A 12,879-nucleotide genomic window follows, 5' to 3' on the forward strand; every position below is an offset into this window, starting at 1 on the left:
AAGGCTACATCACCGCGCCGGCGAACAGGCTGCTCACGATCACCGGGATGGCCTTCACGATCCCGGTGACCACGATGAAGGCGAGCATCGCGGGCGCGGCGCGCTTCTTATCGATGCCGATCGTCTTGGAGAGCAGTGTGCCGAACAAGACGAGCAGTCCCCAGATCACGAAGAGGTCGATCTGGGACAGAACGGCGTAGGCCGCACCCGGTGCCTCGGTTACTTCTTTGGGTGCTACGAGCGCGCCGAGACCGCTGAAGCGGAGCCACACACCCGAGGACGCCATGTAGGCGCCCTGGATGAAGTTGCGGATCGCGTTGGGCAGCAACGAGAGCGCGCCCACCGTGAGCATGGTCGTGAACGTCACGGGGTTGGCCCAGGTCTTGGCCGCGATGAAGAAGAACGTCGCGGTGTACACGATCGCCATGAGCGCGCCGAGAGCGCCGAACACGATGTCGGCCACCGAGGTCACCTGCATGGCGGTGTTGAGTGCCTCGTCCTCGGTCATCTGCCCGCTCGCCTCGGCGGTGGCCATGTCCTTCTCGTACTGCTTCTGGTCGGCCTCGGGCATCGACTCGATCTGCTCCTGGATGATCGCCTGGGCCTCGGCGGTCTGGGCCTCGATCTTCATGGGCGTGGACACCGCGGTCTTGAAGAGCACCGAGGCGAGCAGGATGATCGCCAGCGGGACCCACAGCCACTTGACTGCGCTGCCCGCACCGTCGATGCCCCTGGCGGGACGGAACAGGCCGAGCAGGATGCTTGCGAACGAACGCATGGTTACTCCTTCATCACTCGTGTCGAAGCGCGGTCAGCGGATCGAGGTTCGCGGCGCGGACCGCAGGGAGCACGCCTGAGAGTAGGCCGATGCCCGCGGCGAAGGCGATGGCGAAGACGGCGAGCCACACCGGGATCTGGAAGAACGAGGTCGTCCCGGTGGATGCCACGCCGGTGGACGTGGCCTGCCCGGCGATCATCGCCTGCACGAAAAGGTTTGCAAGCGCGGCACCTGCGCCCGAGAACAGCAGACCGCCGATGCCGCCGAGCACGCCAATGATCGCGGCCTCGCCAAGGAACACGCGCTTGATCTGGCGGTTCGAGGCGCCGACCGCCTTCATGATGCCGATCTCCCGCGTGCGTTCGTAGATCGACATCGTCATGGTGTTCGCGATGCCGAGCGCAGCGACGAGCATGGCGATGCCGCCGAGCGCGCCGAGCACGCCCTGGATGATGAGAAAGACGCTCTTGAGGCTCTCGAGCATAGACTGCGAGGAGTACGCATAATAGCCGCGGTCCATGATGGTCTTCTCGATGTCAGTGACCGAGTTCACCGAGTCGGCCTTGACGATGAGCTGCTCGTACGTGACCTTCCGGCGATCGGTGTCGTTCATGTCGAGTGCTGCGTCCATCGAGATGAACGCCGACTGGTCCGTCATCATGTCGCTCGGGGCGAGGATGCCCACGACCGTGAACTTCTGCTTGATCTGCCTCGGCTGCGCGTTCGGATCGGCCTTGATGTCCTGTTCGGTCGGATAGATCGAGGTGGTGATGACGAGCCGCTTGCCGAGGAGGTCGAGTTCGGGGACCGTCGAGGTCGGCCCCATCATCATCCCGTCCTCGGATGCGACCGAGAACGAAGCGGGAAGCATCGCACCGAGGAGGATCTCGGTGTCGTTACGCGGCAACCGGCCTTCCTTGATCTCGTATCCGAACTTCTCGAAGTTCTCCATGTCTACGCCGTACGGCATGCTGTACATGACGTACTTCTTGTACTGGATGTTGTCGACGAACACCGGGGTGCTCGGCAGCACCGCCTCGACGTGCTCGATCGCCGCAATCTCCTCGACGATCTCGTCGTTCAAGGACGTGAACTCGACGCCCGGCATCCCGCCGCCGCCCATCACGGTGATGTGCGTCGCCGCGCCCAGGTCGCCGAGCTCGGCGGTGAGGTTCGCCTGGAGGCCGATGCCGAGGGACACCATGAGCACGATCGCCGAGGTGCCGATGACCACGCCGAGGGACGTCAAAGCCAGCCTGAGCTTCATGCGCCGCAGGTTGGAGACGACCAGGAACGCGAGGTCGCGGAAGCGCATGCTTACGACCCGAGGCCGAAGAGCGCCTTGAAGAACGAGACGAACCAGTTGTCCTCGCCGGTCTCGTCTTCAGGGATCTCGGTGCCCTCTTCGATCTCGCCGGGCTCCGGAGAGTCCTCGACCGTGACCGTTCGCGTCTCGCGATACTCCTGGGGCCGGCCGAAGTCGTCGCGATACGAGACAACGAACACGACCTCGAGGTCTCCCGGCACCTCAGGGGTGATCTGCACGTCGAGCCCCTCGGTGGTTGCCGCGTCCATCGTGCCGAGGAAGTATGTGCCGTCGAAGATCTGGGCCCCGCTTGCCTCGACGCTCAGCGTGACGCCCGAGAGCGCATACGTGCTCGCGTTGGCGACCTCGAAGCTCGCATCGAAGGTCTCCCCGACCATCACCATCTCGGGAAGCTCGGCGGTGACCAGCGAGAGCACGGCGTCGCGCTCGACGAGAACGCCGAGGGTATAGCCGACCTCCTGGCGGGCGCCCTGATGCTCGAAGCTCACCGTCACGGGCACGGTGAGCGCACCGGGTGGGGTGCCGGGCGTGACGATGACACGGAACGTGACCGTGTCCTCCGTCTTGCCCTTGAGCAGGCCGACGTACTTGGCGTTACCCGTTCCGAGGACCGTTAGTCCGCCGGTGGCAGTTGCGGCAGTGCCCGTCGCGGTCGGCGTGGTCTGGCCGAGCGACACGACCAGGTTGTCGGCACGTCGGGACGTGGCGTTGTAGAGCGTGAGCGTGAGGTCGAACTCCGTCCCCGGGGTCACGCGGGCGGGGGCGGTCGCGTACGAGCGCACGACCACGACGGGTGCGGGTGTCGGCATGACCGCCGTGACGCCGCCGGTCGCTGTGGGAGCGGTGGGAGCGGTGGGAGCGGTGGAGCCGGGAATCGTCTCAGAGGTGTCGCCGGAATCGGGATCGGCGAACGCCACCGTGGGGGCGATCAGCAGTGCAAGTGCGATCGACAGTGCCAGGATCCGTGCCACCCAAGTGCGCCTCACGCGGTTCCTCCTTGTTCGATGGTCTCGATCGACCCGTCCACGATCGTGATGATGCGGTCGGCCACCGACTCGGCGATGGCTCGGTCGTGCGTAGTGATGAGCAGCGTGCGTCCGGCGGCGTTCATCGCGCGCATCAGCTCAAGGATCTCGAGACCGGTGCGTGTGTCCAGGTTGCCGGTGGGTTCGTCGGAGAGCATGATCGACGGCTCGTTCACGACCGCGCGCGCGATCGCCACGCGTTGCTGCTCGCCCCCGGAGAGTTCTGTGGGCCGGTGATCGATGCGATGGGCCAGGCCGACGGAGGTGAGTGCGGCGGCGGCGCGCTCGGCGCGCTCCTCGGGAGACGCGCCCGCGAAGACGAGCGGCAGCTCCACGTTACGGCGTGCCGTCATCGTAGGGATCAGGTTGAACGACTGGAAGACGAAACCGACCTGTCGCCGCCGGTACACGGCGAGCCGCTCGTCGTCCATCCCGGCGAGGTCTTCACCGTCGATGACGACGGAGCCGGATGTCGGGCGGTCCAGGCCGCCGACGATGTTGAGTAGGGTCGACTTGCCTGAGCCCGACGGGCCCATGACGCAGACGATCTCGCCGCGCTCGACGGCAAGATTCACCCCTCGCAGGACCGTCAGTGGCTCCCCGCCCATCAGGTACTCGCGCGTGAGGTCAGTGACCTGCACAGCGGTCGTCACGCAACTCCCCCGTTCGTTGCTCGTGAGACAGCATCGTGCCACAAGCCGAGGGCGGGGGATAGGGGTATCGAGAGACGAGGTAAGCCTTACTCCCACATGGAGCGCACGCCTGCCCGGATACTGGCGGTCGTGGCGACGACCGGGGCGCTCTCGGCAGTCGCCGACTCGGGACGAGCCTGGCTCTCGGCAAAGAGCGCGCGCAGCCGGTCGGGGACGAAGCGCGTGCGCTGAGCGTACCCGTACGCATCCGCGCGTCCGCGCCCGACCGCGTAGTAGCGCAGCGGGTGGGTGACGTAGAGCGCATCGCGGGCGCGCGTGCAGGCCACGTAGAACAGCCGACGCTCCTCCTCGATCTCCTCGACGCTGCCGGTGGACATGTCCGAGGGGATGTTGCCGTCGGCGGCGTGGATGACGTACACCACGTCGAATTCGAGACCCTTGGCCGAGTGCATCGTCGACAGGATGAGGTAGTCCTCGTCCAGCAGGGGAGGGCCCGCGAAGTCGCCCGTCCACTGGGGAGCGTCGAGCGTGAGGTCGGTGAGGAACGCGGTCCGATCGGCGAAGCGCGAGCCGAGCATCTCGATCTGCTCCAGATCGGCAAGGCGTGCGGGCGCGTTGTCGTAGCGCTGCTCGGCAAGTGGCGCGTAGAACGCGCGCGCGGCCGCGAGTTGCGCGGCCACGTCCTCCGAGGGTGCGCTTGCGAGCGTGCGCATGAGCGTCACGAAGCCCGGCCAGAGTACGGCCGTGGCCGTGGGGACGACGTGTCCGACCCAGGACTCGAAGTCGCCGCCGGCGGCTGCGAGATCGCTCGCGAGCGATGCGGCCGTGCGCGGACCCACGCCGGGGAGCAGGCCGAGCACGCGCAGGGCCGCCACCTCGTCGTTCGGGTTCTCCGCGAGGCGCAGGAACGCGACGTAGTCCTTCACGTGCGCCATCTCCACGAACTTGAGGCCACCGTACTTCACGAAGGGGACGTTACGCCGCTGCAGTTCGAGTTCGAGCTCCATCGAGTGGTGCATCGCGCGGAAGAGCACCGCCTGATCTTTGAGCGGCGTGCCCTCCTCGCGGTGGCCGAGGATGCGCTCGATCACGTAGTCGGTCTGCTCCCGCTCGTCGCGACAGGTGACGAGCGCCGGCTGCGAGCCGCCCTCGCGGTTCGTCCACAGCGCCTTGTCGTAGCGCTCGGCCGCCTCGGCGATGATCGCGTTGGTGGCCGAAAGGATGGGCGCCGTGCTGCGGTAGTTCTGCTCGAGGGTGAGCACGGTGGCGCCGGCGAAGCGCGTGGGGAAGTCGAGGATGTTGCGCACGGTCGCGGCGCGGAAGCCGTAGATCGCCTGCGCGTCGTCGCCGACGGCGGTGATGCCGGTCCCGTCGGGGCGCAGGAGCGCCACGATGTCGGCTTGCAGCGCGTTGGTGTCCTGGTACTCGTCCACCAGCACGGCGTCGAAGTGCCCGCGCACGACCTCGCCGAGCGCCGGGTCGGCGAGCATGCCCCGCCAGAACAGCAGCAGGTCGTCGTAGTCGAGCACGTGGCTCGCTTCCTTGCGGTCCACGTACGCCGCGAACAGGCTCTTCAGGTCCTCGGCGTCGTTCTTGCACCACGGGTAGCGCGTCTGCAGCACATCGCCGAGCGGCTCGGCGGCGTTCACGCAGCGCGAGTAGATGTCGAGGCACGTCGCCTTCTGCGGGAAGCGCTTGCCCTTGGTGCCGAGGTCGAGCGACGTCCGCACGGCGTGCATGAGGTCTTCGGCGTCCGCGCGGTCGAGGATGGTGAATCCCGGCGGCAGGCCGATCGACTCGCCGTGTATGCGCAGCAGGCGCGTGGCAACCGCGTGGAACGTGCCACCCCAGACGCGGGCGCCCGAGAGCGATGCGTGCAGGTCCCCGGCGCTGGCGGCGCTGCGCAGCAGCCCGTCGACGCGGCGGAGCATCTCCTCGGCAGCGCGCCGCGTGAAAGTGAGAAGAAGGATGCGGCCCGGCGGCATGCCTTCGGCGACGAGGTGGGCGACGCGGTGGGCGAGCGTGGCGGTCTTGCCGGTGCCTGCGCCGGCCACGATCAGGAGCGGCCCGCTGCCGTGCGACGCTGCGGCGCGCTGCGCGTCGTTCAGGCCGCGGAGCACCGGGGCGCCGGTCTCGGTCTGCTGAGCATCGTCGGTGCGTGGGAGGGGAGCAGCCATCGGGACCTCCGCGTACGGGGGAGTACTGTCCCGATGCTAGCATCGAATCCGCGAGAAAGCGAACAGGTGTTCGATTACTCCACGCCGTGCGATGCAGCGTACGCGCGTACCTCCGCGATGCGGGCATCCTTGGCGTCCTGATCGAGGAATGACGCCTCGAACGACGCCTCGGCAAGCGTGGCGAGGTCGGAGAGTCCCAGACCGAGCGCCTCGGCGACCGCGACGTAGTTGTCGGTGAGGTAGCCGCCGAAGTACGCGGGGTCATCCGAGTTGACGGTCACCATGAGTCCCGCGTCCATCAGTTGCTTGATGGGATGCGCCTCCATGGAGTCCACCACGCGCAGGCGGACGTTCGACAGCGGGCAGACCGTGAGCGGCACGCGATCCCGGGCGAGGCGCTCCATCAACTGCGGGCTTTGCAGACAACTGTAGCCGTGATCGATGCGTTCGGCGCCCAGCGCATCGAGCGCGCCGGTGATGTACGAGGGTGGACCCTCCTCGCCAGCGTGCGCCACCACGTGGTACCCGCGGTCGCGAGCGATCTCGAAGACCTCGGCGAAGTCCTCCGGCGGGTGTCCCAGCTCCGCCGAGTCGAGTCCGACCCCGACGATGCGATGTCCGTAGAGCTTCGCGTGCTCGAGGGTGCGCAGCGCGCTCTCGGTCGGCTGGTCACGCAGGAACGACATGATGAGGCGGTAGGAGATCCCGAACCGGTCCGCACCGTCCTCGAGTGCGGTAAGGATCCCGGCCACGACCGTTCCGAACAGCACGCCCCGATCGGTGTGCGTCTGCGGATCGAAGAACGGCTCGACGTGCGTGATGTTCTCCTCGGCGGCGTGCACCAGGTAGGCCCAGGTGAGGTCGTAGAAGTCGTCTTCGGTCACCAGGGCCGCGCATCCGGCGTAGTACAGGTCGAGGAACGACTGCAGGTTCGAGAAGTCGTACGCGGCACGGACCGCCTGGACGGTGGAGAACGGGAGGCTGATGTTGTTGCGTGCGGCAAGCTCGAACATCATCTCCGGCTCGAGCGTGCCCTCCAGATGTACATGGAGTTCGGCCTTTGGAAGTCCGAGGGCGAATGCTCTCACGTCAGGCGTCACATGTGCCTCCCCGCGGGATGAAGGGAACAGAGTCCTGGATGGATTATGCCCCTTCGGTAACGGGGAACCAGTGCCAGTTGCGCCAGACTCATCGCGCGTCATCAAGACGTACCTGACCGCTAACGGCCTCTTCACCCTGGCCGCATCGCTCATCTGGGCCGTGAACACCCTCTTCCTGCTGGATGCGGGTCTCGACATCTTCACGGTGATGGTCGTCAACGCGAGCTTCACCCTCGGCCAGCTGGTCTTCGAGGTTCCAACCGGGGTGGTGGCCGACACGATCGGCCGCAAGGCGTCGTTCCTGCTCGGCATCGGGGCGCTGGCCGTCGCGACAGTGCTCTACGTGCTGACGGCGCAGATGCACCTCGGAATCGGCATGTTCGTCCTTGCTTCGGTCCTGATCGGATTCGGTTTCACCTGTCAGACGGGGGCGATGGACGCCTGGCTGGTCGATGCCCTCGCGTACACGGGGTATGCCCGTCCGCTCGACGGCGTGTTCTCCCGAGGGCAGATCGTGTTCGGCGCAGCCACCCTCGTGGGCACGCTCGGAGGAGGGTTCCTCGGGCAGGTCGACCTGGCGCTGCCGTACTACGTGCGGAGCGTTGTGCTTCTGCTGGCGTTCGCCTTCGTTGCGGTCGCCATGCGCGACGTGGGCTTCCAGCCTCGGCCTCTTGAATGGCGTCGGTTCGGCGAGGAGACGCGCAGCATACTGCGCGAGGGGACCGAATTCGGGTGGCGTAATCGCGTTGTACGCCTTCTGTTCTTCGCATCGGCCGCGCAGGGCGTGTTCTTCATCTTCGGCTTCTACTCCTGGCAGCGGTACTTCCTCGACCTGCTCGCGCGGGAGTTGGTGTGGGTGAACGGCGTGGTGACGGCCGCCTTCGCGCTTTCCGGGATCATCGGCAGCGCACTGGTGGGGCGCGTCATGCGCGAGGGCGCGAAGCGGCGTAACGCAGGCAACGTGCTGGCGGTGGCGGCACTCGGGCAGGCGCTCCTCGTGCTCGCCATCGGTCTCGTCGGCATCGTGGTACCCGCCGCGTCGTACGGTATCCCCGTCTTCCTGGTGGCGGCAGGGCTCTACATCGTCCTGGGCGTGATCCTCGGCGTGCAGACCCCGGTTCGCCAGGCGTTTCTCAACCGCCAGATCCCATCGGCACAGCGCGCGACCGTGCTGTCGCTCGACGCGTTCTTCGCCGACGGGGGCGCGTCCGGCGGGCAGCTGGGCCTGGGATGGCTGTCCCGGGCCGTCTCGATCCCGGTGGCCTGGCTCGCGGGCGGGGCGATGCTGCTGCTTGCTGCGCCGCTCTACCGCGGGGCACGGGCCGGGGACGTGACGCCTAACGAGGCGCATGCCGAGGAGTGATGGTGCCCGGGGCGGGAATCGAACCCGCACGACCTTTCGGCCAGAGGTTTTTGAGACCTCCGCGTCTGCCAATTCCGCCACCCGGGCGCAGGGATGCGCGCACGCACCATAGTAACGCGCATGGAGCCTACAAGAGGAAGTCGGCCGCTCTCAGCACGTCGAGACTGCTCACGATCGACCACAGATTCAGCAGCGTGAACACCGCCACCAGAAGCAGCAGGGCCGCACTCACGCCGAGGCGCGTGCCGATGCGCTGAAGTGCGTCGGATGCGCGTCCGGCGAGGTCCTCCGCGAGCGTGGGCGTGCGGCTGATGGCGCCCGACTCGCGGATGCCGAGGGCGGCGAGCCCGACACTTGCCGCCGCGCACAGAAGGGTGAAGACCACCCAGCCTACGTTGACCAGACGGGCGAGTCCGGCGTCGCGGACGATCACTGAGCCGAGGAACATGCTCCCCACGATGTAGACGAGCGGAAGCAGCGTGGCGAGCTGCGTGTAGTCGACGATTTTCTGGCCGTGATCGATGAGGCTGCCCGCCGAAGAGGTGGGCTCCACAGTGACCTCTGCGGGCGCGGTCTGACGTGCACGCGAGAGTCCCGTGCTCACCCGGAGTGCTGCCGCGACGAAGGTGAAGCTGGCGACGAGGTAGACTGCGGCGAACGCGACGTACGCGTAGATGTAGGTCGATGACGTGCCGAACGACATCTCTTCCCTCCCCGCGATCAGATTCCAGATGGATTCTACCTGATACATCGGATGTACGGGTGTCGGACATGATGGTGATGCGGGGGGCGTTGCCACACGACTCCTTCGGCCGCTTCGGTCCTACCGTCGCATGCGTATAATCCTCAGCATGAGCACACCATCATCCGCGCGCGCCCCGCTGTCAGGGCTCGCTCCCGCCGAACGCGACCACATCACCAACGTGGCCGCGAACCTGCAATTGGCCGCCGACCTGGGTTACGGGGATGTGGCGCTGCTCGTTGCTGCCGAGGGCGGCGACCTGCGCGTGTTTGCGGACGCCCGTCCGATGACCGCGGCGGCGGCGGTGCCGGTGACGCGGGTGGGCGAGTCGGTGGTGCGCACCGACGAGCCGGAGGCGTACGACGCGCTCGAAGGCGGCGTCGTCGCATGCGGCACGCATCGCCGCATCCGCCGCGGTATCGCGTTCACCTCTACGGGCTATCCCATCGGACCGGCGGAGCATCCGTACGCGGTGGTGGTCCGCCATGTCGGCCAGAGCGTGGCCGAGGCTCCCGGCAAGATGGAAGTCGCGTTCATGCGCCTTGCGGCCCTGGTGCTCGAACGGCTGCAGACTGCGCCGATCACGGACCTCGACGCCGACGCCCCATACTCCACCACCCGGCTTGCCGGCGACGGCGTGATCGAGGTCGCGGAGAGTGGCGCCGTCACCTACGCCAGCCCGAACGCCGTCAACATCATGCGGCTCGCCGGCACCGAGGGCACGCTCGTGGGAAGCCCCGCTTCGGCGCTTCCGGGCGGCGCCTCGACCGTGACGCCGGTGCTCGGTACTGGCGCCGCGCGCGAGATGACGCTCGAGGTCCGCGGCCGCTCGCTCCGCTACCGGACGATCGCGCTCGCCGAGGGTGCGCTGGTGCTCGTGGAAGACGTCACCGACGCGCGGCGGCGCGAGCAGGAGTTGCGCGTCAAGGAAGCCACTATCCGCGAGGTGCACCATCGCGTGAAGAACAACCTGCAGACGATCGCCAGTCTGCTGCGCATCCAGGCGCGTCGGTCCTCCACCACCGAGGCTGCGCTCGCGCTCGGCGAGGCGGTGGAGCGGGTGTCGTCGATGGCAGTCGTCCATGAGATGCTCGCCGAGTCCGCCGAGGAGTCGGTGGACCTGTCGGCGGTGGTGCGGACCGTCGTCGAGATGGTCGGGCGTAGCCTCATCGGTCCGGGAGCGGACATCAGGCTCGTGGTCGAGGGGGAGACGGGCCTCGTGCCCGCGCCGGTCGCCACCTCGCTCGCGCTTGTCGCCGTCGAGCTCGTGCACAACGCGATCCAGCACGGCATCGGCGCGTCGGGATCGGGCTCGGTCACCGTGACCATGCGGGGCACCGCCTCGGAGGTCTCGCTCACCGTCAAGGACACCGGGCGCGGCCTGCCGGACGGCTTCTCGGTCAGCGCATCGGCCAACCTCGGCCTGGCGATCGTGCGCACCATCGTGGAGGACGACCTGCGCGGTACACTCTCATTCGGCACGGCGGCCGGCACGCTCGTGTCGGTTCGCGTGCCCGTCCCCGAACGGACGTAGGTGATCCTGCCCGTGCGCGTGCTCATCGCAGAAGACGAAGCCATCATCCGCATGGACCTGCGCGAGATGCTTGCCGAAGAGGGCCACGAGGTCGTCGGCGAGGCGCGTAACGGCGCCGAGGCGATCGCGCTCGCCCGCGAGCTGCGCCCCGACATCATCTTCATGGACGTGAAGATGCCCGGCACCGGTGGCCTGGAGGCCGCGCGCGCCATCGGCGAGGAGCGCATCGCGCCCGTGGTGATGGTGACCGCGTTCTCGCAGCAGTCGTACGTGGACGAGGCCACTGCCGCGGGCGCCATGGCCTACCTCATCAAGCCGTTCTCCAAGCGCGACATCGTGCCGGCGATGACCGTTGCGGTCTCGCGTTTCTCCGAGGCGCGTGCGCTCGAGGCCGAGGTGGACGACCTCACCGAGCGACTCGAAACGCGCAAGGCGCTCGATCGAGCCAAGGGCGTGCTCATGACCAAGGGCATGACCGAGCCCGAGGCGTTCCGCCGGCTGCAGAAGCTTGCCATGGATCGCCGGATGTCGCTCAAAGACGTCGCCGAGGCCGTGGTACTCGCCGCCGACGCCGCGGGGTAAGGCTCGCACGGTTTGCCCCGGGTTTCCTCCGCGTTTCGGCCACATCTTCACACTTGGCCCGGCGCCTGCTAGAATCCCTTGCACGGCTCAACGGCGAGCCGAATCCAAGATGCGAGCAATGACGCTCACAGCGGACCCAACGTGGTCCGGGTGGGCGTTTTCGTTTGTCTGGCAATGAGAGGCGGCACGCATGAGGGAGTTCGCGGTCTTCTGGGGATGCACGATCCCTGCGAGGTTCCCCTTCATCGAGAAGTCGACGCGCGTGGTCTTCGAGGACCTCGGCGCGACCGTGCACGAGCTTGCGGGTCACACCTGCTGCCCCGAGGGCACGCTCGTGAAGGCGAACGACGAGGACGCGTTCTACACGGCCGCCGCGCGCAACCTCGCAATCGTCGAGAAGGCGGAGCTCGGCGTGGTCACGCCGTGCAACGGCTGCTACTCGACTTTCAAGGAGGCCGCAAGCCACCTGCGCAGCGACTGGCGCAGTCGCGAGCGCATCAACGAGCGTCTCGCCACAGAGGAGCTGCACTACACGGGCGATCTGGACATCGTGCACTTTGCCGAGTGGCTGGCCGACACCGTCGGCGTCGGGTCGCTCGGCGCGAAGGTCACCAAGCCGCTCTGGGGCATGAAGGTCGCCGTGCACTACGGCTGCCACCTGCTTCGCCCACAGCCCGCGGTGCGATGGGACGACCCGCTCAACCCGACCAAGGTCGAGGAGCTCGTCGCGGCCCTCGGCGCGAAGGTCGTGGACTACACCACCAAGATGCAGTGCTGCGGCGGTGCGCTCGACCGCGTGGGAGAGCGTGAGGGCTCGCTCGCCTTCGCGCGGCGCAAGCTCTACGACGTGCAGAACGAAGGCGCCGACGCGCTCGTGGTGGTCTGCCCGAGCTGCTTCCAGCAGTTCGACCTCAACCAGGCGGCGCTCCAGCGCGCGAACGAAGACGTGCACGTGCCGGTCTTCTACCTCTCGGAACTCATCGCGCTCGCGATGGGGCACGCGCCCGCCGAACTCGGCCTCGACATGCATCGCGTGCCGGTGGACAGCTTCCTCGCCAAGTGGGAGGCGCGCACTGGCGACAAGCAGCGGCTTGCCGAGCACTTCGACGTGGCGCTGCTCGCCAAGTGCGACTCGTGCCAGGCGTGCAAGGACGACTGCCCGGTCTGCAAGGTGGACCCCACCTTCCAGCCGAACGACATCATCGCCGCGCTGCTCGCCGGCAACCTCGATGCGATCGTCGCCGACGGGCAGCTATGGAAGTGCCTCGAGTGCTACACGTGCCAGGAGATGTGCCACAGCCGCATCGGCATGGCCGACGTCTTCCGCCAGCTCAAGGAGCTCTCGCTCGAGGGCGGGCACGGCCCGGAGTCGGTGGCTGCGGCCTACGCTGAGTTCCTCAAGACGGGCGCGCTCGGCAAGCCGCGCGAGGGCGCGCGCAAGAAGCTCGGACTCGAGCCCCTGCCCGAAGGCGGCGGCGATGCGATCGCCCGCCTGCTGGGTGCGAACGAACCGTCCCCGCTTTCCGCGGAGAAGGAGTGAATGACATGCCTTACGACCTGAGCCGATACGACAACTTCGCACCCGCGAACTACCGCGA

11 protein-coding genes and 1 tRNA gene are annotated in these 12,879 nt (G+C 67.5%); 4 read left to right on the plus strand and 8 right to left on the minus strand.

Annotation, left to right across the window (positions count from 1 at the left end; translation table 11 throughout):
* Window positions 1–4 precede the first annotated feature (4 nt).
* From Q7W51_04440 to Q7W51_04465, 6 genes are all read right to left on the minus strand, one after another.
* On the minus strand, window positions 5–778 hold the full coding sequence (locus Q7W51_04440) for a YIP1 family protein (protein ID MDO8847618.1): 774 nt from the start codon (window positions 776–778) through the stop codon (window positions 5–7).
* A gap of 13 nt (window positions 779–791) precedes the next feature.
* Window positions 792–2,093: an ABC transporter permease gene (locus Q7W51_04445; protein ID MDO8847619.1), complete on the minus strand. Its 1,302-nt coding sequence runs from the start codon at window positions 2,091–2,093 to the stop codon at window positions 792–794.
* A 2-nt stretch (window positions 2,094–2,095) separates the two neighbouring features.
* On the minus strand, window positions 2,096–3,091 hold the full coding sequence (locus tag Q7W51_04450) for a hypothetical protein (protein MDO8847620.1): 996 nt from the start codon (window positions 3,089–3,091) through the stop codon (window positions 2,096–2,098).
* On the minus strand, window positions 3,088–3,783 hold the full coding sequence (locus Q7W51_04455; GenBank protein MDO8847621.1) for an ABC transporter ATP-binding protein: 696 nt from the start codon (window positions 3,781–3,783) through the stop codon (window positions 3,088–3,090). Before Q7W51_04455 ends, Q7W51_04450 begins: the two co-directional genes overlap by 4 nt.
* Window positions 3,784–3,869: 86 nt before the next feature.
* Complete coding sequence (locus tag Q7W51_04460; protein MDO8847622.1) at window positions 3,870–5,960, minus strand: ATP-dependent helicase; 2,091 nt, start codon at window positions 5,958–5,960, stop codon at window positions 3,870–3,872.
* Window positions 5,961–6,034: 74 nt separating this feature from the next.
* Window positions 6,035–7,060, minus strand: a complete 1,026-nt coding sequence (locus Q7W51_04465; protein MDO8847623.1) for an adenosine deaminase — start codon at window positions 7,058–7,060, stop codon at window positions 6,035–6,037.
* 70 nt (window positions 7,061–7,130) lie between these two features.
* Here Q7W51_04465 and Q7W51_04470 point away from each other — a divergent pair, with 70 nt between their 5' ends.
* Window positions 7,131–8,423, plus strand: coding sequence for an MFS transporter (locus Q7W51_04470; protein ID MDO8847624.1), 1,293 nt, complete (start codon window positions 7,131–7,133; stop codon window positions 8,421–8,423).
* Here the strand turns inward: Q7W51_04470 and Q7W51_04475 are convergent.
* Both Q7W51_04475 and Q7W51_04480 read right to left on the minus strand, forming a co-directional pair.
* Window positions 8,424–8,510 (minus strand) — tRNA-Leu (locus Q7W51_04475). It abuts the gene before it with no gap.
* A 40-nt stretch (window positions 8,511–8,550) separates the two neighbouring features.
* The gene (locus Q7W51_04480; protein MDO8847625.1) at window positions 8,551–9,126 is read right to left on the minus strand and encodes a hypothetical protein; all 576 of its coding nucleotides are present in this window, start codon (window positions 9,124–9,126) and stop codon (window positions 8,551–8,553) included.
* Window positions 9,127–9,274: 148 nt separating this feature from the next.
* Here Q7W51_04480 and Q7W51_04485 point away from each other — a divergent pair, with 148 nt between their 5' ends.
* The 3 genes from Q7W51_04485 to Q7W51_04495 all read left to right on the plus strand — a co-directional run bounded on the left by Q7W51_04485 (window position 9,275) and on the right by Q7W51_04495 (window position 12,821).
* Window positions 9,275–10,699, plus strand: a complete 1,425-nt coding sequence (locus Q7W51_04485; GenBank protein ID MDO8847626.1) for a histidine kinase N-terminal domain-containing protein — start codon at window positions 9,275–9,277, stop codon at window positions 10,697–10,699.
* Window positions 10,700–11,281 (plus strand): response regulator, encoded by a 582-nt coding sequence (locus Q7W51_04490; protein MDO8847627.1) that lies wholly within the window; start codon window positions 10,700–10,702, stop codon window positions 11,279–11,281.
* 190 nt (window positions 11,282–11,471) lie between these two features.
* Entirely contained in the window at window positions 11,472–12,821 is a 1,350-nt protein-coding gene (locus Q7W51_04495) for a heterodisulfide reductase-related iron-sulfur binding cluster (protein MDO8847628.1), read from the plus strand.
* Window positions 12,822–12,879 lie beyond the last annotated feature (58 nt).

The sequence above is a fragment of the Coriobacteriia bacterium genome, assembly GCA_030652115.1.
GTDB lineage: Bacteria > Actinomycetota > Coriobacteriia > Anaerosomatales > Anaerosomataceae > UBA6100.

What these genes read in the sequence shown, in the direction of transcription:
- Q7W51_04445 (MDO8847619.1), bottom strand. Translation starts at nt 2,093, where the DNA reads ATGCGCTTCCGCGACCTCGCGTTCCTGGTCGTCTCCAACCTGCGGCGC.
- Q7W51_04495 (MDO8847628.1), top strand. Translation starts at nt 11,472, where the DNA reads ATGAGGGAGTTCGCGGTCTTCTGGGGATGCACGATCCCTGCGAGGTTC.
- Q7W51_04440 (MDO8847618.1), bottom strand. Translation starts at nt 778, where the DNA reads ATGCGTTCGTTCGCAAGCATCCTGCTCGGCCTGTTCCGTCCCGCCAGG.
- Q7W51_04485 (MDO8847626.1), top strand. Translation starts at nt 9,275, where the DNA reads ATGAGCACACCATCATCCGCGCGCGCCCCGCTGTCAGGGCTCGCTCCC.
- Q7W51_04460 (MDO8847622.1), bottom strand. Translation starts at nt 5,960, where the DNA reads ATGGCTGCTCCCCTCCCACGCACCGACGATGCTCAGCAGACCGAGACC.
- Q7W51_04480 (MDO8847625.1), bottom strand. Translation starts at nt 9,126, where the DNA reads ATGTCGTTCGGCACGTCATCGACCTACATCTACGCGTACGTCGCGTTC.